A 20,683-nucleotide genomic window follows, 5' to 3' on the forward strand; every position below is an offset into this window, starting at 1 on the left:
CGGCGTGTCAAGCGGTGAGCGGCTGGGATTCGTCGTCGGTGGCAGCGTCCGCGTCGGAGTAGACGTCGAAGAGCCGGCGTACCCCGAGGGCGCCGAGCACCTTGTTGACGTGCGAGCCGTCGACCGCGCCGCGGGCCGGGAGGATCAGCCTCAGCCGGCCGCCGCAGGACTTCATGAGGCGGCGGGCGGCGATCAGGACGTTGACTCCGCTGGAGTCGCAGAACAGGACGCCGGAGAGGTCCAGGACCACGTCGTGCTGCCCTGCGGCCACCGCCCCGTGCACGGACTGGCGCACGACGGGTGAACTGACGAGGTCGAGCTCGCCGTGGATGCGCAGCACGGTCCACGCGTCCTGCTCGGTCTCGTACACCTTCAGCGTCACGCGACTCGGCCTCTCGTTCCGGGGGCTCCGGAGGATCCGGAAGTTTCCGTTCCTCCTCGCGGCTGCCCGCGTACGGGTCCGTGAAACTCCCTTTCGCCCTCCTCCCCCCAGGATCGCACCGTGAACGATCACTTGAGGTTCGTTTACGCGATCAGGAAGGGGCGAGGTGTCAATCATTCCTTATCATCCGACGCCATTCCAGGGACGTACTTGCCGCAAAGGTGCATGACCGGACCACGCCGACGACTACATTCGACGTGCGAAGAGAGGCACAGGGCTGGGGGCTGGATGGCGAAGGACGCACCACCGCGCTGGGACCGCCGGATGCAGCAGCGGCTGACGCGTGGCGAGGCGGCGGCCCTCGGTGAGCTCTACGACCGCTTCGCCGCCCTCGTGCACAGCCAGGCACACCGCATGCTCGACGACGAGGACGCGGCGGACCAGGTGACGCGGGAGGTCTTCGGATACGTCTGGGAGAACCCGGACGTGTACGACCCCAAGCAGGGCTCCATGCGTTCCTGGGTGGCGCGGCTCACCCACCGTCTGTCCGTGCAGCGGCTCCGCAGGGAACAGGGCGGGCCCGACGCGGACGGGCGGGTCGAGGACGAGGACCTGGAGCACCGGGTGCTCAAGGCCACCGCCGCGGCGCGTGCCGACTACATCGTCGCCTCCATGCCCGCCCCGCTGCGCGCCGCCCTGGAGCTCGCGTACGTCCAGCGCCGGGACTACCGGCAGGCCGCGGCCGACCTCGGCGTCACCGGGGACGAGGCCAGGCGCCGGCTGCGGCTCGGCCTCCAGCTGCTGTCCACCGCGAACACCGGGCCCTCGGCCGGCTCGGCGCCTCCCGGATACGGACCGACACCGTGAGCGGGGGCCGGGACGGCGACGGCCGCGACGGGGAGCAGCCGGTGGAACGGCGCATACCGGGGCCCCGGGTCGCGGCGGACGACCAGGAGAGGCTGCCCCCGGCCCGGCCCGTGATCCCGGAGCCGCCCGCACCGCCGCTCCCCCACAAGGTGCTCACGTCGCTCCTCGGCGCCTGGGCTCTGGCCGCCTGCTCCGCCGAGGAGACGGCGGCCGTCGAGGAACACCTCACCTCGTGCGCGCCCTGCGCCGACGAGGCGCTGCGGCTGCGCGACGCCGTGGGGCTGCTGCACGCCGACGGCACGCTGGACCTGGACCCGATGCTCAGGTCCCGGGTGCTGGAGGGCTGTCTCGGCCGCCGTCCCGCACGCATCCCCGTCCCCTCGTGGGCGGCGCCGTACGACGCGGAGACCGCACGGCTCGACGCGCTCCTGCGGGACATCGGCGACTCGGAGTGGCACGCGCCGGTTCGGCTGAAGTGGTTCGAGGACGACCGGCAGGTCACCCGCAGGACGACGGTCGCCGGGGTGATCGGCCATCTGATGGCCGTCGACGGTCTCGTGTCGCGGGCGCTCGATCTGGACGACCCCCTCGGGAAGAGCGGGAGCCCTCTGCCGCCGACCCCGACCGAGCGCACCGAGCACTACTGGTCGGCCGCTCTCCTTCCGCCGACCCGGGCCGTACGGGAGCCCTGGCGTGACCAGAGCCACGCCCTCGTCCGGACGGTGTCCTTCGCAGGCCGGGGGATCGCGGAGCGCTCCGTGCCGTACGGGGACTTCGGCCTCCCGCTGCAGGACTCGCTCCTGGAGCGTGCCTTCGAGTGCTGGATGCACGGCGGTGACATCGCGGACGCGGTGGACTACCCCTACGAACCGCCGGCCGCCGCCCATCTCCACCGGATGATCGACCTCGCGGTGCGGCTGCTGCCCGCCACTCTGGCCGGCCGGCGCCGCGCGGGGCTGGCCGCACCGTCCCGCCACCTGGTCACCGCGGGGTCGCCGGGCCGTTCCCTCCATCTGGAGGTCGAGGGCCGAGGCGGCGGCGACTGGTACATCGCGCTGGACTCACCGTCCGCCCTCGGCTCTCCCGCCCACACGGTCGCGCAGGTCGCGCTCGACGGGGTGGAGTTCTGCAAGCTGGTCGCCGGCCATGTGCCGCCGGTCGAGGCCGCTGCCGGACAGGAGGGCGACCGCGAGGCGATCCGCGACGTCCTGTTCGCCGCGGCCTCCCTCAGCCGGCTGTGAGCACGGACCTCAGGCGAACACGACCGTACGGCGGCCGTTGAGCAGGATGCGCTGCTCCGCGTGCCACTTGACGGCACGGGCCAGTGCCTGGCACTCGACGTCCCGGCCGATGGCGACGAGCTGGTCCGGCGTGACGCCGTGCCCGACGCGCTCGACCTCCTGCTCGATGATCGGCCCCTCGTCGAGGTCGGCGGTCACGTAGTGGGCCGTCGCGCCGATCAGCTTCACGCCCCGCGCGTGGGCCTGGTGGTAGGGCTTCGCACCCTTGAAGCTCGGCAGGAAGGAGTGGTGGATGTTGATGATCCGGCCGCTCAGCTGCTTGCAGAGATCGTCCGAGAGGACCTGCATGTAGCGCGCGAGGACGACGAGTTCGACGTTCTCCCCACGGACCAGCTCCAGCAGCTGCGCCTCGGCCTCCTGCTTGTTCTCCCTGTTCACGGGGATGTGCCGGAACGGGACGCCGTAGGAGGCGACCAGCTCGGCGAAGTCCGTGTGGTTGGAGACGACCGCCACGATCTCGACCGGCAGGGCGCCGGTGCGGGAGCGGAACAACAGGTCGTTGAGGCAGTGCCCGAACTTGCTGACCATCAGCACGATCCGCATCCGGTCGGCGGGCCGGTGGATCTGCCAGTCCATGCGGAAGGAGTCCCCGATCGCGGCGAAGCTCGCGCGCAGCTTGTCCACGCTGACCGTGGCGTCCGCCGAGAAGTGGACGCGCATGAAGAAGAGACCGGTGTCGTGGTCGCCGAACTGCTGGCTGTCCTCGATGTTGCAGCCGGTCATGAAGAGATAGCTCGACACGGCGTGCACGATGCCCTGCTTGTCCGGGCAGGAGAGCGTGAGGACGTACTGCTCGGCGACGGTGTCCGAGGCAGCGGGTACGGATTCGGCGGGCTGCGGCGCGGTCATCCCCGTAGGGTCCCACACCGCCCGCGGGTCACGCCGAACCGGTCATGATGCGGAGCACGTCCAGGGAGTGCGGCGGGGTGTCGGGGTCCTCGGCGTCATTGGTGGCGAGCATCACATGGGCCTCGCGGGCGGCTGTGACCGCCTCCTGCCAGCCCGGATGCTCCAGGTAGGCGGAGACGGGGGCGTCGGCGCCTATCTGGTGCATGATGCGCAGCACCCGCAGGGCGGCGACGTCCACGAGAGCCGCCTCGGCGGAGTCGCGGAAGATCGTCCCCACGTATTTCTCGGCGGACCAGTTGTCCAGCCAGGTGTCCTCGACCAGGCGGTACACGGCGTCGGTGACGTCGCCGTACCCTTCCCGGCCGGCCAGCCAGCACTCGTGGTGGAAGACGGGGTCGGAAAGCATGTGAAGCGCCGAGCGCACGTTGCTGCGCCAGCGCCACCACGGCATGTCGTTGGGGGGCATGCCGCCCATGGTGGAGGAGCGACGGCCGCGACGGGAAGTGTTCTCCGAACCTTGCTGCACGGTTGCCGATCGTACGTTCCCTCCGGGCGGCCGCACGCGGCCCCCCGTAATTCACCGCCAGGTCACCCTGCGTCGACCACGGCACACTGCGGCGTTACCCGTGAGCCGGAAAAATTCATGCCCATGACCGGATGGCGACGCCTCATCTCCTCCCGCCCCTACGAACTCCTCACAACGGCGGTGGCGGGGGCGCTGCTGATGTCCGGCTGCGGTGTCCTGCCGGGGTCCTCGGAGGGCTCCAGGGAGCCCGTCACCGTGATGACCTGGGCTCCCGACACCACCGGGGCCGACACCGTGAGCATGGCGGGCATGCCGGCCATGGCGCGGACCTATGCCCGCTGGATCAACGAGAAGGGCGGAATCGGCGGCCACGAGCTCCGGGTGCTCACCTGCAACGAGCGGGACACCGCCACCGGGGCCTCGAAGTGCGCGCGGCGGGCGGCCGACGAGAACGTGGCGGCGGTCGTCGGCTCGTACAGCAGGCACGGGCGCGCGTTCCTGGCTCCGCTGGAGTCGGCCGGAATCCCCTACATCGGCGGGTACGGAGCCTCCGCCGACGAGTTCACCAGCTATCTCTCCTACCCGGTCAACGGCGGCCAGCCCGCGCTCGTCGCGGGGAACGGCGAGCAGCTGGCCGCCGGCTGCGAGCGGGTCTCGCTCGTGCGGCCCGACACCCTGGTCGGCGACACCATGCCCGGTCTCCTCGACACGAGTCTCAGCCGGAGCGGCCGTCCCGCCTCCTACGACATCAGCGCGGCCGAGGAGGCGACGTCGTACGACGCCGAGGCCGCCAGGGCCCTCGACAACGCGGGCGACGGCTGTGTGACCGCGGTGCTCGGCAAGGGCACCGAGACGTTCTTCGACTCCTTCCGCCGCCTGGAGCCCACGGGCAGCGAGGTGCGGATCTCGTCGGTGCTCGGCAGCGTGGGCCAGGGCCTCATCGACCGTTCGGGCGGACCGGACAGCCCCTTCGAAGGGGCTCTCGTCACCGGCTGGTACCCGGATTCGGGTGACGTCCGCTGGAACGAGATGCGCGAGGTGATCCGGAAGTACGCGTTCGGTGACAACCGGATCGATCCCTCGGACACGGGGGTGCAGACCACCTGGATCGCGTACACCGCGCTCAGAGCGGTCGTCGAGGCGATGGACCGGCCGGACGTCACGGCGGGCGGGATATCCGTCAGCCTCAACCGGGGCACCGAGGTGGACACCGGCGGCCTCACCCCCACCCTGCGCTGGCGCTTCCAGGACATGGTCGGCACGGCCGCGTACGCGCGCATCGTGAACGGGCGGGTGACCTTCCAGGTGGTCCGCGACGGCCGCCTCGGCGCCGAGAAGGAGGGCTTCGTGGATGTCACGGAGACCCTGGTGAACGCCCGCTCGGGCGGCTGACCCACGGGCACCCGGCCCCCGGCCCCGCCGGGAGCGGGGCCGGGGGCTGCCGGGCGTCAGAGCTGCGTGGGGGCGCGTTCCGTCAGCCCGTACTTCCCGGCGATGGAGTTCCACAGCCCCGAGGCCTTCCGCTTGGCCGTGGTGGCCTCGCCGCTCGACGCGTTGGCCTTGGCGGTCGCGTCGGTCGAGCGGGCGGAGCCGCCCTTGCAGACCTTCTTCTCGTTCTTGGCCTGACGGGCCCACGCGGCGTAGTGGTCGTCGGCCTCCGCCGAGGCCTGCCACGCCTTGGTCAGGGAGGCCTTCAACTCGGCGTTGTCCGGGAGTTTGTCGACGCTCAGCCCTTCGAGCCGGGTCACCAGGCCGCGGCGCTGCTCGGCCGCGCCCGTCAGGTCGGTGGCCGCCTGGTCGAGCGCCCGGCAGCTCTTGATCTTCTCCACTGCGCTGATCACCGCCGAGCGGCTGTCGTTGCTGTCGGCGAGCAGTTCGTCGAGCGCCTCGGCCTGGGGCTTCGCGGGGTCGGGCGCCTGGGCGGAGGGGTCACCCGACGGTGAACTCCCGGCGGCCACAGGCTGCTTGTCGTCCGAGGAGCTTTCGTCACCCCCGCTCATCAGGGCACCCGCGCCGAGCCCGATGACGGCACATCCGATGACGACGGCAGCGATCAGCGGGATGTGCGCGGCCCGTCGGCGCGGTGCGGCGCGGCCCTGGTCCGGCTCCTGAGCGCCGTACCCGTCGCGGGGTCCCTGCGGGGCGGGCCGGTGGGCCGGGGCGCCCTGTGGAGGCTGCTGGGCGTCCTGCTGGGGGCGCTGCGGCTGCGGGGCTGCGCCCTGCTGCTGGTGCCCCTGCTGCTGGTGTCCGGCGAAGCGGGGCATCTGCTGTGTGGCGCCCGCGGGCTCCTCACTGCGGAAGAGGCTGTCGAACTCCGCGGGCGGCTGCCGGTCGCCCGGTGCCCCCGGCCGTATTCCGTACGGGGCGCCGCCGGGCACCGGGGGTATGTACTGGGTCGCGTCGGCGTCGGACGGCTGCGCGTGGGACCCGGACTGCGCCAGGTGCTGGGTGGCCTCCGCCGGGCTCTCGGCCGGCAGCCCACCGGGCAGGGAGCCGCCCGCCACGGGCGCGATGTACTGCGTGGCGTCCGCGTCCCCGCCCGGGAGCGTGCCCTGCCCCGGAACGGCCTCGGGCGGCAGGGGCTGGGCGTACGGCTGCGGCTGCGGCTGCGGCGCCTGCTGGTACGGATCCTGCTGCTGGTACGGGTCCTGCTGCTGGTAGGAGTTCTGGTGGTACGCGTCCTGCTGTGGCGCGTACTGCTGCGCCCCGTACTGCTGCGGCTGCTGCTGGTACTGCCCGTGCTGCGGCTGCTGGTACGCGCCCTGCGGCTGCTCCGGTGGAAGCTGCCCCGGTGGCGGGCCGTCCTGATGGGGGTCCTGCGGCCCCCAGGGCCTGCCCCACGGCTGCCCGCCCGCGGGGGCGGTCTGGTCCTGCTGCCCGCCCGCCGGCCCCGCCGGGTACCAGGGGGCACCACCCTCCGCGGGCAGCACGACACCTTCGTGCGCGGGCCGTACAGCGGGAAGCTGCCGCTCGTCACCCTGTCCGCTCTGCGTCACCGGGACTCCTACGTGTGAACCTATGGAATCGTCGGCTCACGCTACCGGGTGCGCGAAGCCCGGCGCCAAGCGCCCAGGAGCGCTCACCACCCCTTCACACCGCGGGTAACACGTGAGGCACACCCGGCGCTGATCATGGTCAACTCGCCCGAGGCGCCGGTCAGGCGGCCTGGAGCTCCAGCCTGGCGCCGAACTCACGGACCGCGGGCTCGTCCGCGTACGGCTCGAACCGCTGCTGGAGGTCGTCGAGATATTCGGCACCCCGGCTGGAGCGCACCGTTCCCAGAAGTTCCATCGCCCGCAGCCCCGTGTGGCACGCCTGCTCCACCTCACGCTGCTGCACCTGCGCCGTGGCCAGCAGCACGAGGCCGATGCCCCGGCGCCGGGTCCGGGACGCCGGGAGGGCCGCCAGGGCCTCCTTCGCCCTGCGGGCCGCCGGTTCGGCCTGCCCCAGGTCCCGGTGGCAGTGCGCGAGTTCGTCGGCGAGGTAGCCCGCGTCGAAGTGGGTGATCCAGGCGGGGTCGTCGCCCTTGTCCGGGTCGGCCTGCTCCAGCGCCGTCAGCGCCCGGCCCGACGCGGCCTGGCAGGTGCGGGCATCGCCCATGAGCGCGTGGCCCCGGGCCTCCGCGGCGTGGAACATCGCCTCGGCGCGCGGGGTCACCCGCCCCCGCGCGCCCTCCTGCGCGGCCCGCGCGAGCTGGGCGATCTCGCGCGGGTTGCCGAGCTGGGCCGCGAGATGACTCATCGACGCCGCCAGTACGTAGCCCCCGTACGCACGGTCGCCCGCGGCCTGGGCCAGACGCAGCGCCTGGATGTAGTACCGCTGGGCCAGCCCCGGCTGGCCCGTGTCGACGGCCATGTACCCGGCGAGCTCGGTGAGCCGGGCGGCGGCACCGAACAGCTCGCGGCCGACCGATTCCCGGTACGAACCCGAAAGGAGCCCGGACACCACGCTGTTGAGGTAGTGCACCAGGACGGGACGCACATGTCCGCTGCCGAAGCGGTGGTCCAGGTCGACGAGCGCGGCCGTCGTCGCCCGCACCGCCGCCACGTCCGGCATGCCCACCCTGCTGCCCGTCGACCGCGCCACCTGCGGATCGGCGCCCGTGATCAGCCAGTCGCGGCTCGGCTCGACCAGCGCGGAGGCGGCCACCGCCGACCCTGACAGCAGGTCGCGGCGGCCCACGTCGCTGCGCCACAGCTCACAGACCTGCTCCACGGCACCCAGCACGGTGGGCGCGAACTGCAGACCGATGCCGGAGGCCAGGCTCTTGCCGTTGGCCATGCCGATCTCGTCGATCGTGACCGTGCGGCCGAGCTTGCGCCCGATCGCCTCGGCGATGATTCCCGGCGCTCTGCCGCGTGGTTGCTGTCCGCGCAGCCAGCGGGCCACGGAGGTCTTGTCGTAGCGGAGGTCGAGCCCCCGCTCCGCCCCCGTCATGTTGACCCGGCGTGCGAGACCGGCGTTGGAACACGCCGCCTCCTGGATGAGCGTCTGGAGCCGTTCGTTCGGCTGGCGGGCGACGAGAGGCCTGGCTGCCATTTTTTTCCCCCTGGGACCGCAGTGATTCAGTGAAGGCATCACTGCCCGGCACGGCACAAGAAATGCGCATATTCATCTGTATCGGGTATGGCTGGTGGTGAGTTGGCACAGTCCTGCACACCGCTACCCGCACACCGGTGCGCTTCCTCCCACGCGCCCCCGCCCATGCATCCGTGCGCCCCGTGTGCAGGATCGATCCCCCACCGCCGGCGCACGTTCGCCCGTAACCCGTGATGGAGCCGGTAGTTGACCGGGCGTGGAAGAGCCCAACGGAGTGACGGAAGCCGTCCAGGTCCCCCGACAGCGAGGTGAACAGCTGCTCGAAGCCGCGGCCTGGTACGCCCAGGAGCGGCACTGGGACGTGTTCCCCGGCACCTGGCTCGAAGCCGTCGGCGGGACCGAGCGCTGCTCGTGCGGTGACGCCGGCTGCCCCGCTCCTGGAGCCCACCCCACCCGGCCGGACTGGGCGGAGCAGGTGACGGGCAGCGCCGCCGCGGCCCGCCGGATGTGGTCCGGGCAGCCCGGGTCGTCGGTCCTCATGCCCTCCGGCCGGACCTTCGACGCCCTGGACGTCCCGGAGTCCGCCGGCTTCCTGGCCCTGGCGCGGATGGACCGGATGGGCCTCACGCTCGGCCCGGTGACCCGCACCCCGGACCGCCGGATGCTGTTCTTCGCGCTGCCGGGCGCCGCGGCCAAGGCACCCGAGCTCGTGCGGCAACTGGGCTGGGACGCCGGGGTGATCGGCATCGTGGGGCGTGGCGAGGGCGACTACGTGGCCGGGCCGCCGACCCGGCTGGCGGGGAGCGGCGCCGTGCAGTGGGCCCGCCGCCCGTCCCGCGCCAACCTGTGGCTGCCCGACGCGGGCGAGCTGATCAGCCCCCTCGCGTACGCCTGCGCCCGGGAGGCGGCCGACGCCCGGACACGCCTTTCGTAGGGTGGTCCCCACACGCGGGGACACCAGAAGGGCAGGGCCATGCCGGACCAGGCGGACAGTACGGGCGGGACGGACACGGCGGGTGTGGCTCAGGTGCCATCTCCCGCCGTGCGGGTGGAGGGACTCTGGAAGCGGTTCGGGGAACAGGTCGCCGTCGCCGGGATCGATCTGGAGCTGCCCGCGGGCAGGTTCATCGGCCTGGTGGGCCCCAACGGCGCGGGGAAGACCACCACCCTCTCGATGGTGACCGGGCTGCTCAGGCCCGACATGGGCAGGATCGAGGTCGCCGGCCACGACGTGTGGCGGGACCCGGTCGAGGTGAAGTCCCGGATCGGGGTGCTCCCGGAGGGACTGCGGCTCTTCGAGCGACTGTCGGGCCGTGAACTCCTGAGCTACACAGGCCGGTTGCGCGGGCTTCCTGGCGCCGAGGTCGACAAGCGGGCCACCCAGCTGCTCGACGTCCTGGACCTCGCGGGCGCCCAGAACAAGCTGGTAGTGGACTACTCGACCGGCATGCGGAAGAAGATCGGGCTGGCCTCCGCACTGCTGCACAACCCTGAAGTCCTCTTTCTCGACGAGCCGTTCGAGGGCGTCGACCCGGTGTCGGCGCAGACGATCCGCGGGGTGCTGGAGCGCTACACACGCTCCGGGGCGACCGTGGTCTTCTCCAGCCATGTGATGGAGCTCGTCGAGTCGCTCTGCGACTGGGTGGCCGTCATGGCCGCGGGGCGGATCAGGGCTCAGGGCACGCTGGCCGAGGTACGCGGTGACGCCGCCTCGCTCCAGGACGCCTTCCTCGAACTGGTCGGCGCGGGTGTCCGGGACACCGGGGAGTCCCTGGACTGGCTCGGCGGTGCCCGATGACGGTGCTGGACGCCCCCGCGGACACCGCCGTCCCGGCCGTACGCGGTCAGGGTCTCGTCCCCGTCTTCGTGAAGCTCAAGCTGACGCTGCTGCGCAACGGGCTGCGCCTGTCGGCCGGACGGCGGGCCGCCTATGTCGCGTCCCTCGTCGTCACCGTGCTGCTCGCGGCGGTCCAGGTGATCGGCCTCGTCGCGCTCCGCGGCCATGCGCAGGCGGGCACCCTGGTGGTGCTGCTGACGGCGGTGGTGGCGGTGGGCTGGGCGGTGATGCCGGTGTTCTTCCCGAGCGGCGACGAGACCCTGGACCCGAGCCGGCTGGTGATGCTGCCGCTGCGGCCCCGTCCGCTGATCGGTGCGCTGCTGACGGCCTCACTGATCGGCGTCGGGCCCCTCTTCACGCTCGCCCTGGCCCTCGGCTCGGTGGTCGCGGTGGCGCACGGCGCGGCCGCGGCGCTGTTCGGGGTGATCGCCGTGCCTCTGACGCTGCTGGTCTGTGTGGCGCTGGCACGGTCCGTCGCCACGGCCAACGTCCGCCTGCTGACGTCGCGCAAAGGCCGCGACCTCGCGGTGCTCAGCGGGCTGGTGATCGCGGTGGGCATCCAGTTCGTCAACTTCGGCGTCCAGCGCCTCGGCAGCGCGGGCGGGGTGTCCTCGCTCGCACCGGTGGCGGACGTGGTGCGCTGGCTGCCGCCGGCCTCCGCGCTCGGGGCGGTGGAGTCCGCCTCCGACGGGGCGTACGGGGCGGCGCTGGGGCAGTTGCTGCTCTCGGTGCTCGCACTGGGCGGCCTGCTGTGGCTGTGGCAGCGGAGCCTGGTGCAGCTGATGACGGCTCCGGACGGTTCCACGATCGCCGCGGCCGAGCCGTCGGCCGGCCGGGCGGGCGCGGACCGCTCCCGGCACTTCCCGCTGTTCCCCGAAGGGCGTACGGGCACGGTGATGCAGCGGAGCCTGCGGTATGTCGTGCGGGATCCGAAGACCAAGTCGGCGTGGGTGACGGCTCTGGCCGTCGGCCTGATCGTGCCGGTCCTCAACGCGGTGCAGGGTTCGGGTTCGGTCTACTTCGCGTGCTTCGCGGCCGGCATGCTCGGCATGCAGATGTACAACCAGTTCGGGCAGGACACCTCCGCCTTCTGGATGGTGGCGCTCTCGGTCTCGTCGACCCGGGACGCCTACCTCGAGCTGCGGGCGCGGGCCCTGGCACTGCTGCTGATCACCCTGCCGTACACGGTCCTGGTGACGGTGGTGACCGCTGGGGTCCTCGGGGACTGGGCGGCGCTGCCGGGGGTCATGGGGCTGTCGTTCGCGCTGCTCGGCGCGATGCTGGCGACGGGCGCGCTGGCGTCGGCGCTGTTCCCGTACTCGATTCCGCAGGACGGGGCCTTCAAGAACGTCGTGCCCGGGCAGGCCGGGCTCGCCTGGATCTCCATCCTCCTCGGCATGGTGGCGGCCGCGGTGCTCAGTGGGCCGGTGATCGGGATGACGGTCTGGCTGCACGTGGCGGACCACCAGGACATGCTGTGGCTGCTGTTGCCGGCCGGAGCGGCGTACGGGACGTTCATCGGCTGGCTGGGCGTGCGTCTGGCGGCGCCCCGCACGGCGAACCGGCTCCCGGAGATCCTGGCCGCGGTCAGCAAGGGCTGAGGGCCCGGGTGTGCCGGGGACGGGGCCTCCGGCACCCCGCGCGGACGCACTGCGGGCGGGGCGGTGGGGCGGAGGCGTCCGGGGCTCAGGGGCTGACGGGTTCCCGGTCGTCCCTGTATCCCTCCGCGAGCTGCTCCAGGAAGGGTTCCACCGCCCTGCGCCAGCCCTCCGGCCGGTCGTAGTGGACGAGGTGGCCGGCGTCCTCCACCTCCGCGTACTGCCCGCGCGGCAGGACACGGACCATCTCCTGGGCCTCGGCCCTGCCCAGCTCTCCCTCGATGCCCCGCAGGACCAGGGTGGGGCATCGCACCTGCGCCAGCTCCTCCCAGTGGGCGTCGTGGACCCAGGTCGCCCGGGACGTCAGCATCTGCTCCTGGGAGAAGACGGGCCTCCAGCCGTCGGAGCCCTCGGTCATCACCTCGGCGAAGAACTCGCCGCGGGAGGGGTTGGGCCGCTCCACCCAGGGGTCGTCCTCGCCGAACCACTTCCGTACGTCGGCGAGCGTCGCGAAGGGGAGCGGCCAGGCGTCGAACCAGTCCTCCCACTCACGCTGCGAGGCCGCCCCGAGCGCGGAGGCACGCATGTCGCAGATGATCAGCGCCTTGACGAGATCGGGGCGCTTCGCGGCGAGCTGCCATGCGGTGAGCGCACCCATCGAGTGCCCTATGAGGGTGACGGGGGCGAGGCCGAGCTGTTCGATCGCGGCCTCGGCGTCCGCGACGTAGGCGTCGCGGGTGTACGGGCCGTCGGCGGGCTTGGCGCTGCGCCCGTGGCCCCGCTGGTCGAGGCCGACGGGCCGGTGGCGTTCGGAGAGCCAGCGGGCGGTGGAGGCCCAGTGCGTGGCCCGGCCCATCAGCCCGTGCAGCATTAAGATCCCGGGAGCCTGCGCGGCCTCCACGCTCCCCTTGGGCGGATCGGCGAACTCCCAGGCCGCGAGGCGTAGGCCGTCCGATCCGGTCACATCGATGCGCCGCACCATAGGTTCTGGCACCTCCTTCTGGTCCTCGGACACCGCGTGTTCGTGCGAGGCAGACTATCGAACTCTTATTCGAACACTCGCTTCCGGCTCGCAACTTCCCACGTTCGGGTGACAACACTTCGGGATTGACGACGGCCCCCCTGGGGAGACCTTCTCCGGGAAGCGGACCACTCGGGGACAGGGGTCCGCGGGGACTGACTTCGAGAGCTCGGGGCTCCAGGTCAGCGCAGGGGAGGACCGGCCCCGGCACCTTCGGGCGCCGGGGCCGCTCGCCGTTCCGGAACACTTCCGCGCGCGATCGGGGCGGGCCCGGAGGGCGGTCCGTGCGGCCTCCGGCGAGGCTCCAGGACGCGCGGGGGCGTCGCCCGGGCGACGCACGGCCTCGACGGCGACGTCGGGGAGCAGGGTGGCGCATGCGGGCTGGAGGCCCGCCGGCCGCAGAAGGGTGCTCAGGGGGGCGGGAGGAGGCGGGGAGCCACCGGCAGGGAGGAGGGTGCAGGGACGCGGGAGGGCGACGGAGAACCCGGCTGTCACCTCACGGCGCACGCGCCAGTAAGACGGGCGCATCCCCTGCTCCCTCCCCGACCGCGCGGCAGCCCCCTGCCGACGCCCCCAGGCCATATGCGTGGCCACAGCCTGGCACGCGTTTCGCCCGGGCGCTGCGATTCCGGGCGGAAAACAGAAAGCGGGCTTACCGGCTCACATCTGCACGTGCATACGCACCGGCGCATGCACGTGCGGAAGGGGTACGGAGGCAGGCGAAGCCGCTGGTCAGCGCTTCGCGACGAAGACGTGCGAGGCGACGTCCGCGGCCAGCTCGGCCGCCTCCCCGCTGGATCCGACCAGCACCCCGCCGGCCGACTCCGTGACGCTGACGACCGACCCGGGCTGCACCCCCGCCCGCCGCAGCGTGTACATCAGCTGTGCGTCGGTCTGGATCGGCTCGCCGATCCGGCGCACCACCACGGTCTTGCCCTCGGCGCCCGGGTCGAGCTCGGCCAGGCTCACCATGCCCTCGTCCAGGAACGGATCGGCCTCGGACTGCTCGCCCAGCTCCTCCAGGCCCGGGATCGGATTCCCGTACGGGGACTCGGTCGGGTGCCGCAGGAGCTCCAGAACCCGGCGCTCGACGGCCTCGCTCATCACGTGTTCCCAGCGGCACGCCTCGGCGTGGACCTGCTCCCACTCCAGGCCGATGACGTCGACGAGCAGGCACTCGGCGAGCCGGTGCTTGCGCATGACCCGGGTGGCCAGCCGGCGCCCCTCGTCGGTGAGCTCCAGATGGCGGTCGCCCGCGACCTGCACCAGGCCGTCCCGCTCCATGCGCGCGACCGTCTGGCTGACCGTCGGACCACTCTGGTCCAGACGCTCGGCGATCCGGGCGCGCATGGGGACCACGCCTTCCTCTTCGAGCTCGAGGATGGTGCGGAGATACATCTCCGTTGTGTCGATCAGTCCGGACATACGTGCCCCTCGATGCTGTGACGTGAAGTCGTCGTGCGATGGCCCTGCACCAATTCTGACGTATAGCACCGACAAGCATGCCCCGGCGTCGGGAGTCCGCGCCCACGGCCCGTCCCGAGCGCTATTGACAGCCCACTGGTCCAGACCGCAACGTGATCCGCGACACGGGCACCGCACGGGCCCCCACACCCGCAGGAAAGGCCTCCTCGATGAGCGACAGCAAGCTCGCCGGTCAGTTCTTCGACGCAGCGATCGGCCTGCTGGAGCGGGTGCGCGACGAGGAGGCCGCATCGATCGCCGCCGCGGGGTCCGCGATCGCCGACACCGTCGCCGCGGGCGGCCGGCTCTTCGCCTTCGGGGCCGGGCACTCCTCGCTCGCCGCCCAGGACGTCGTCTACCGGGCGGGCGGCCTGGCCCTGATGAACCTGCTCGCCGTACCCGGCACCGTCGGGGTGGACGTCATGCCCGCCACGCTCGGCTCCGCGCTGGAGCGGGTGGACGGGCTCGCGAGTGCCGTGCTCGACTCCAGCCCCGCACGCGCGGGCGACCTCCTCGTGATCATCTCACTGTCCGGGCGCAACGCGCTGCCCGTGGAAATGGCGCAGAACGCGCGGGCACTCGGGCTGACGGTCGTCGGGGTCACCTCGGTCGCCTACACGACGGGCACCAGGTCGCGGCACGTCTCCGGCGGATTCCTGAGGGACCACTGCGACATCGTGCTCGACAGCAAGATCGCGATCGGCGACGCGGAGCTGCGGGCGGAGGGCGTCGAAGCACCGTTCGCACCCGCTTCGACGGTCGTCACCAGCGCGCTGATGCAGGCCATGATGGCCACCGCGGCGGAGGAGCTCGTCGCCCGGGGCGTCGAGCCGCCGATGCTGCGCTCGGGCAACGTCGACGGCGGGCACGAGTGGAACGGGCGTGTGATGCGGGAGTACGGCGACCGCATCTTCTACCGGCACTGAGCAGACACGGCGGCCCCGCGCCCGCGCCCGCACCGGAGGCCGTCAGGCGTCCGGCCCCGCCGTCAGCCGGGCCAGGTCGACCGCCGCGGCGACCCGCGCCGCCACGCTCTCCGCGTACGTCACGTCGGGCCGCTCGAACGCGCCGCGGTTCGCCGCGCGCAGGAACGTCACCACCCCCAGCGTCCGCCCCCGGCTCCGCAGCACCGCGCACAGGGCGTGCGCCGAGTCGCCCGGCCACTGGCGCTCCACGGCCCACGCCACGCCCGCACCCGCGGGAGCCGCGGCACGGACGGAGCCGGTGCGCTCCACCGACTGGAGGGCCGGGTGCCCCGGCGCGTACCGCACCGGGAGCGGGCCGCCGGGGACCGGCAGGCAGGGCCCCGGCGCGTCGGACGGCGTCGCGACGGCCCGTACGAGCCGCTCCCCCGCCTCCAGGTCCACCAGCAGATCGACCACGGCGTGGTCGGCGAACCCCGCCACGGCGTAGTCCAGTGCCGTGGTCGCCGCCTCCATCGGGTCCTCGCACTCCGCCGCCTGGCGGGCCGCCCGGTGCGACTGGTTCGCGCGGAAGCGCACGCGGTCGGCGTCCTGCTCCGCGAGCTTCGCGGCCGTGATGTCCCGGAACAGCCAGCCGACCCCGAGCGGCACGGGTTCCTCCGCCAGCGGCGAGGCCAGCCGCAGGAACCCGCTGCGCCAGCAGCGCCGCCGGTCGCCCTCCGAGGTCCGCAGGGTCACCCACAGCTCGGCCGGAGCGGCCGGCGATCCCTCGGCGAGGACGTGCTGCAGCGCGCCCTCCAGGTCCTCGACGCCCTGCACGATCAGCTCGCCCAGCGGGCGACCCAGCAACGCGGTGCGCCCGCCGCCCAGCGCCCTGGCCGCGTAGGCGTTGGCCACGGTCGGGCGCAGGTCCACGTCGACGAGGACCACGCCCCAGGACGCGTCCTCGAAAAGGGCTTCGCTGAGCGCGATGGACCGCTCCAGATCGATCTGCGCGTGCACCTCGCTGAACGCGCAGTACACCCCGGCGGGCTTCCCGTCCTCGCCGCGCACTCCCGACGACTGGGTCCGCACGAGCACGCGCCCGCCGTCCTTGCGCAGCAGCGCGAACTCGTGGACCTGCCGACCGGATGCGTCCATGACGGCCATCAGCCGCCCCTGCACGTCCCCCGCGTCCGCGCCCCGCACGGCCCACCCCGCGAAACCGCGCCGCCCGACGGCCTCTGCGGCGGTCCAGCCGAGGATCCGTTCGGCCTCGCGGTTCCAGTGGGTGATCGTGCCGTGCGCGTCGAACGCGCAGAGCGCGGCGTCCATCCCGTCCAGCAGTGCGGCGAGAAGCCTCGAGCCCGGAATCGCCGCCGCCGACGGCTCCCGTTCCGGGTCCTCGTCGGGCCCGAGCGCGTCGGTGGTCCCGGTGCTCCTGGACGCACTCACTCCGTACCTCCCGCAGGACGTATTCCGCTTCGCACTCCGCATTGCCGCACGTCAGATCATTCAACTCGAACGCGGTCCACCGCACGTCCACTTCCCGGAAATCGGGCCTCCACCGGGGTCGCGTTAATTCACTTGTGCGGCTGCGGGGCCGTTCCTAAGCTGTGGGTACACGTTGAAAGGAGGTGATCCGAAAAGTGCAGTCTTATCGGATTCGTGAGGTGGCTGCGGGCTGACAGCCCGTCGTCGCACACAGTGCACCTCGGCAGGCTGTCTGCCGAAAGCCAAGCAGTCACCGACCCGCAGGCTCGCCGGTAAGTCCGGCCGGCTCCTCCGCAAGGAGGGACCAGAGCCTGCGGGTTTCTGCGTTCTCCGGGCAGGAAGGGCTCAGTACTGCTCGGACTGGCCGCCGTCGATCGGGATGACCGTGGCGTTGATGAAGCCCGACTCCTCGGAGAGCAGGAAAGCGACCAGGTTGCCGACCTCCTCGGGCCTGCCGAAGCGCTTCATCGGGTTGACGCTGACGAATGCCTCGCCGGCCTTCTCCCAGTCGTCCGCGTCGATCTGCTTGAGCGATGCCTCGACCATCGGGGTCATGATGGCTCCGGGGGCGATCGCCTTGACCGAGACGCCGAACCGCCCGTACTCCACACCGGAGTTGCGGGTGAGGCCGACGACGCCGTGCTTGGCCGCCGCGTAGCCGGACTGGTTGCCCACGCCTCGTATGCCACCGACGGAGGCCGTGTTCACGACGGAGCCGGAACCCTGGCCCTTCATGACCGGGAGCACGTACTTGAGGCCCAGGAAGACGCCGCGGAGGTTGATCGAGACGACGCGGTCGAACTCGTCGGAGCCGAAGTCCTCGGTGAGGTTCTGCTTGCCCTCGATGCCCGCGTTGTTGAAGAAGCCGTCGATGCGCCCGTACGCCTCGACCGTGGCGGAGACGTACCGCTGCGTGTCCGCCTCGGAACTGACGTCGGCGGTGATCCGCAGGACCTCCGCGCCGGGGGCGGCCTTCTCCACCTCGGCCGCCGTGTCCGCGAGGCCCTGCTCGCTGACGTCGACGAGGGCCAGCCTGGCGCCTTCGGACGCGACGCGCACGGCCGCCGAGCGGCCGAGGCCCGAGCCGCCGCCGGTGATGAGGACGACCTTGCCGCTGAACCGGTCTTCCACGATTGAACCTCCACGCTGAGATGTGCCGGGTGACACTAGACTAGACAGTACGTACAGTCTAAATATTCCGCTGTGCCCGTATCGTGCGGCTCAGGAGGTTCCATGGACGACGAACGCCCCGCGGCACGCCCCCGTCGTGGCCCGCACCGCGACCCGGACGCCCATGAGGCCGTCCTGTCGGCCACCCGGGAGCTGGTGGCCGAGCTCGGCTACAAGGGCGTGACGATGGACCGCATCGCCTCACGGGCCGGGGTGGCCCGGATGACGGTCTACCGCTGGTGGCCGAACAAGGCGGCCGTGATCACCGAGGCGGTCGCCGACCGGCTCGCCCCCGGACCGGCCCCCGATACGGGTGACGTGCGCGAGGACGCGCTGCTCTGGCTGCGGAACCTGGTGCGGACCCTGACGCTGCTGGGCGACCCCGGTGTGGTGACGGGGGCGCTGACCGAGCGCGGCGAGGCCGGGCGGGCGGACCTGCGGGACCTCCTCCGGGCCCACGCCGAGCCCGCCGCGCGGCTGATGCGGAACGGCGTGGCCCGGGGCGGTCTGCCGGAGGGACTGCCGCTGGACGCGATCGTGGACAGCTGGATCGGTTACGTCGTGTACCGGACGGTGTTCCTGGGCCAGGAGATCACCGAGACCGACCTCCTGGACCTGGTGCGACTCCTGCCGACGTCCCCCGGGCGGTCCGCGGGCTGACGGCCCGGTGCGTCAGGGGCAGAGACGCTCCACGCGCCAGTCGGCGTCCGGGCTCTCCCGGACGTACCGCAGCCTGTCGTGCAGTCGGTTCTCGTGGCCCTGCCAGAACTCGATCGCCTCCGGCACGACGCGGAAACCGCCCCACTGCGGCGGCGCCGGGACCTTCTCACCCTCCGGATAGCGGGCCGCGAGCTCCTCGTAGCGGTCGACCAGCTCCTGCCGGGAGCCGATCACGGTCGACTGGTCGCTCGCCCAGGCACCCAGCTGGGAGCCGTGCGGGCGGGTACGGAAGTACGCCACCGTCTCGTCGCGTCCGACACGGACCGCGGCTCCGGTCACGATGACCTGACGGGCGAGCGGGTGCCAGGGGAAGAGCAGCGAGACGTACGGGTTCGCCGTCAGCTCGCGGCCCTTGCGGGAGCCGTAGTTGGTGAAGAAGACGAACCCGCGCTCGTCGTAGTGCTTCAGCAGCACCGTCCGGGAGGACGGACGGCCCCGTGTGTCGGCCGTGGAGACCACCATCGCGTTCGGCTCGTGGAGCGCTCCGCCCCCGGCGACCTGGCGGAACCACCGGGCGAACTGGGCCATGGGGTCCGCGGCGAGATCCTTCTCGGTGAAGTCCTCGGAGCGGTACTGCTCGCGCATCGTGGCCGGATCGGTGGTGCAATCGGATGCAGAGGCGCGAGAGGAGGCGGAAGCGGAGGACGGAGTGGCATCAGCTGTGGGCACGGGGCCATCCTGCCCCAGTGGACCGGTGTTCCTGCGGGGAGGAGTCGGGCCGCCGGGAGGCTGTGCCGGACGTCACTCTTCCCCGCATCGTGGGTACCCGCCAGTATCGTGGACAGGCCTTCATGGCCGTCACACAGCCGCCGAGCCGAGGGAGCCGCCCGATGTCCGACTTCGTACCCGGACTTGAAGGAGTCGTCGCGTTCGAGACGGAGATCGCCGAACCCGACAAGGAAGGCGGATCGCTCCGTTACCGCGGCGTCGACATCGAGGACCTCGTCGGCCATGTGTCGTTCGGCAACGTCTGGGGCCTGCTGGTGGACGGGGCGTTCAACCCCGGTCTGCCGCCCGCCGAGCCCTTCCCCATCCCCGTGCACTCCGGTGACATCCGTGTCGACGTGCAGTCCGCGCTCGCCATGCTGGCCCCGGTGTGGGGCCTGAAACCCCTGCTCGACATCGACGAGGAGACCGCGCGCAACGACCTGGCGCGGGCGGCCGTGATGGCCCTGTCCTACGTCGCCCAGTCGGCCCGCGGCCAGGGCCGGCCGATGGTCCCGCAGAGCGAGATCGACAAGGCCGAGTCCGTGGTCGAGCGGTTCATGATCCGCTGGCGCGGTGAGCCGGACCCGAAGCACGTGAAGGCCGTCGACGCCTACTGGACGTCGGCCGCCGAACACGGGATGAACGCCTCGACGTTCACCGCCCGTGTCATCGCGTCGACCGGCGCGGACGTCTCGGCGGCGCTCTCCGGCGCGGTGGGCGCCATGTCGGGCCCGCTCCACGGCGGTGCGCCGTCCCGGGTCCTCGGCATGATCGAGGAGATCGAACGGACCGGCGACGCCTCGGCGTACGTGAAGCAGGCGCTGGACAAGGGCGAGCGCCTGATGGGCTTCGGCCACCGCGTCTACCGCGCCGAGGACCCCCGCGCCCGCGTCCTGCGCCGCACGGCCCGCGAGCTGGCGGCCCCGCGCTTCGAGGTGGCGGAGGCCCTGGAGAAGGCCGCCCTGGAGGAGCTCCACGCCCGTCGCCCGGACCGCGTCCTGGCGACGAACGTCGAGTTCTGGGCGGCGATCGTGCTGGACTTCGCCGAGGTCCCGGCGCACATGTTCACGTCGATGTTCAGCTGCGCCCGCACGGCGGGCTGGTCGGCGCACATCCTGGAGCAGAAGCGCACGGGCCGCCTGGTACGCCCCTCGGCGACGTACGTCGGCCCGGGCACGCGCGACCCGCGATCGATCCCGGGATACGACCAGCTGGCCGACCTGGGGAACTGACGGTGAGGGCGAGGCGGTACGGGACGTACGCCTCGCCCTCACCGCGGCCCGGTCCCGCACTACGTGCCGCGTC

Annotated in this window: 19 protein-coding genes; 9 read left to right on the top strand and 10 right to left on the bottom strand. The window is 72.2% G+C overall.

What is annotated here, in order from left to right; all coding sequences use genetic code 11:
• Nucleotides 1-7 precede the first annotated feature (7 nt).
• On the bottom strand, nucleotides 8-382 hold the full coding sequence (locus ABZ441_RS23465) for an STAS domain-containing protein (protein WP_205018255.1): 375 nt from the start codon (nucleotides 380-382) through the stop codon (nucleotides 8-10).
• 288 nt (nucleotides 383-670) lie between these two features.
• Between ABZ441_RS23465 and ABZ441_RS23470 the strand changes: the two genes are divergently transcribed.
• Both ABZ441_RS23470 and ABZ441_RS23475 read left to right on the top strand, forming a co-directional pair.
• Nucleotides 671-1,249: a sigma-70 family RNA polymerase sigma factor gene (locus tag ABZ441_RS23470; RefSeq protein WP_358977483.1), complete on the top strand. Its 579-nt coding sequence runs from the start codon at nucleotides 671-673 to the stop codon at nucleotides 1,247-1,249.
• Nucleotides 1,246-2,490, top strand: coding sequence for a zf-HC2 domain-containing protein (locus ABZ441_RS23475; protein WP_358977485.1), 1,245 nt, complete (start codon nucleotides 1,246-1,248; stop codon nucleotides 2,488-2,490). Before ABZ441_RS23470 ends, ABZ441_RS23475 begins: the two co-directional genes overlap by 4 nt.
• A gap of 9 nt (nucleotides 2,491-2,499) precedes the next feature.
• Here the strand turns inward: ABZ441_RS23475 and purU are convergent, their stop codons facing one another.
• A complete protein-coding gene (gene purU / locus ABZ441_RS23480; RefSeq protein ID WP_358977487.1) occupies nucleotides 2,500-3,399 on the bottom strand; it encodes a formyltetrahydrofolate deformylase in 900 nt (299 codons plus the stop codon).
• 28 nt (nucleotides 3,400-3,427) lie between these two features.
• Nucleotides 3,428-3,874, bottom strand: coding sequence for a hypothetical protein (locus tag ABZ441_RS23485; protein ID WP_358977544.1), 447 nt, complete (start codon nucleotides 3,872-3,874; stop codon nucleotides 3,428-3,430).
• A gap of 174 nt (nucleotides 3,875-4,048) precedes the next feature.
• Between ABZ441_RS23485 and ABZ441_RS23490 the strand changes: the two genes are divergently transcribed.
• On the top strand, nucleotides 4,049-5,317 hold the full coding sequence (locus ABZ441_RS23490; RefSeq protein WP_358977489.1) for an ABC transporter substrate-binding protein: 1,269 nt from the start codon (nucleotides 4,049-4,051) through the stop codon (nucleotides 5,315-5,317).
• Nucleotides 5,318-5,373: 56 nt separating this feature from the next.
• Here ABZ441_RS23490 and ABZ441_RS23495 read toward each other — a convergent pair whose 3' ends face one another.
• Both ABZ441_RS23495 and ABZ441_RS23500 read right to left on the bottom strand, forming a co-directional pair.
• The gene (locus tag ABZ441_RS23495; RefSeq protein WP_358977491.1) at nucleotides 5,374-6,921 is read right to left on the bottom strand and encodes a hypothetical protein; all 1,548 of its coding nucleotides are present in this window, start codon (nucleotides 6,919-6,921) and stop codon (nucleotides 5,374-5,376) included.
• A 160-nt stretch (nucleotides 6,922-7,081) separates the two neighbouring features.
• A complete protein-coding gene (locus ABZ441_RS23500) occupies nucleotides 7,082-8,464 on the bottom strand; it encodes a transcriptional regulator (protein ID WP_358977493.1) in 1,383 nt (460 codons plus the stop codon).
• A gap of 256 nt (nucleotides 8,465-8,720) precedes the next feature.
• Between ABZ441_RS23500 and ABZ441_RS23505 the strand changes: the two genes are divergently transcribed.
• The 3 genes from ABZ441_RS23505 to ABZ441_RS23515 are packed head-to-tail and all read left to right on the top strand — an operon-like array spanning nucleotide 8,721 to nucleotide 11,902.
• Nucleotides 8,721-9,398: a bifunctional DNA primase/polymerase gene (locus tag ABZ441_RS23505; protein ID WP_358977495.1), complete on the top strand. Its 678-nt coding sequence runs from the start codon at nucleotides 8,721-8,723 to the stop codon at nucleotides 9,396-9,398.
• A 39-nt stretch (nucleotides 9,399-9,437) separates the two neighbouring features.
• Nucleotides 9,438-10,262, top strand: coding sequence for an ABC transporter ATP-binding protein (locus ABZ441_RS23510; RefSeq protein ID WP_358977496.1), 825 nt, complete (start codon nucleotides 9,438-9,440; stop codon nucleotides 10,260-10,262).
• Entirely contained in the window at nucleotides 10,259-11,902 is a 1,644-nt protein-coding gene (locus tag ABZ441_RS23515) for a transporter (RefSeq protein ID WP_358977499.1), read from the top strand. Before ABZ441_RS23510 ends, ABZ441_RS23515 begins: the two co-directional genes overlap by 4 nt.
• 85 nt (nucleotides 11,903-11,987) lie before the next feature.
• On the opposite strand, the gene ABZ441_RS23520 is transcribed toward ABZ441_RS23515, so the two are convergent.
• Nucleotides 11,988-12,881 carry an alpha/beta hydrolase gene (locus ABZ441_RS23520; RefSeq protein ID WP_358977501.1) on the bottom strand — a complete coding sequence of 298 codons (894 nt, stop codon included), beginning with the start codon at nucleotides 12,879-12,881 and terminating at the stop codon, nucleotides 11,988-11,990.
• A gap of 771 nt (nucleotides 12,882-13,652) precedes the next feature.
• Nucleotides 13,653-14,345 (bottom strand): metal-dependent transcriptional regulator, encoded by a 693-nt coding sequence (locus ABZ441_RS23525; protein ID WP_358977503.1) that lies wholly within the window; start codon nucleotides 14,343-14,345, stop codon nucleotides 13,653-13,655.
• Nucleotides 14,346-14,554: 209 nt separating this feature from the next.
• Here ABZ441_RS23525 and ABZ441_RS23530 point away from each other — a divergent pair, with 209 nt between their 5' ends.
• Entirely contained in the window at nucleotides 14,555-15,310 is a 756-nt protein-coding gene (locus ABZ441_RS23530; protein ID WP_358977505.1) for an SIS domain-containing protein, read from the top strand.
• Between the two features lie 42 nt (nucleotides 15,311-15,352).
• Here ABZ441_RS23530 and ABZ441_RS23535 read toward each other — a convergent pair whose 3' ends face one another.
• A complete protein-coding gene (locus ABZ441_RS23535; RefSeq protein WP_358977507.1) occupies nucleotides 15,353-16,741 on the bottom strand; it encodes a PAS domain-containing protein in 1,389 nt (462 codons plus the stop codon).
• Nucleotides 16,742-17,125: 384 nt separating this feature from the next.
• Nucleotides 17,126-17,911, bottom strand: coding sequence for an SDR family oxidoreductase (locus ABZ441_RS23540; protein WP_358977509.1), 786 nt, complete (start codon nucleotides 17,909-17,911; stop codon nucleotides 17,126-17,128).
• A gap of 102 nt (nucleotides 17,912-18,013) precedes the next feature.
• On the opposite strand from ABZ441_RS23540, the gene ABZ441_RS23545 reads away from it, so the two are divergent.
• Complete coding sequence (locus ABZ441_RS23545) at nucleotides 18,014-18,610, top strand: TetR/AcrR family transcriptional regulator (protein ID WP_358977511.1); 597 nt, start codon at nucleotides 18,014-18,016, stop codon at nucleotides 18,608-18,610.
• A 12-nt stretch (nucleotides 18,611-18,622) separates the two neighbouring features.
• Here ABZ441_RS23545 and pdxH read toward each other — a convergent pair whose 3' ends face one another.
• The gene (pdxH, locus tag ABZ441_RS23550; protein ID WP_358977513.1) at nucleotides 18,623-19,255 is read right to left on the bottom strand and encodes a pyridoxamine 5'-phosphate oxidase; all 633 of its coding nucleotides are present in this window, start codon (nucleotides 19,253-19,255) and stop codon (nucleotides 18,623-18,625) included.
• Between the two features lie 245 nt (nucleotides 19,256-19,500).
• On the opposite strand from pdxH, the gene ABZ441_RS23555 reads away from it, so the two are divergent.
• Nucleotides 19,501-20,610, top strand: a complete 1,110-nt coding sequence (locus tag ABZ441_RS23555) for a citrate synthase 2 (RefSeq protein WP_358977515.1) — start codon at nucleotides 19,501-19,503, stop codon at nucleotides 20,608-20,610.
• Nucleotides 20,611-20,683 lie beyond the last annotated feature (73 nt).

The organism is Streptomyces sp. NPDC005752, from assembly GCF_040630715.1.
Classification (GTDB): Bacteria; Actinomycetota; Actinomycetes; order Streptomycetales; family Streptomycetaceae; genus Streptomyces.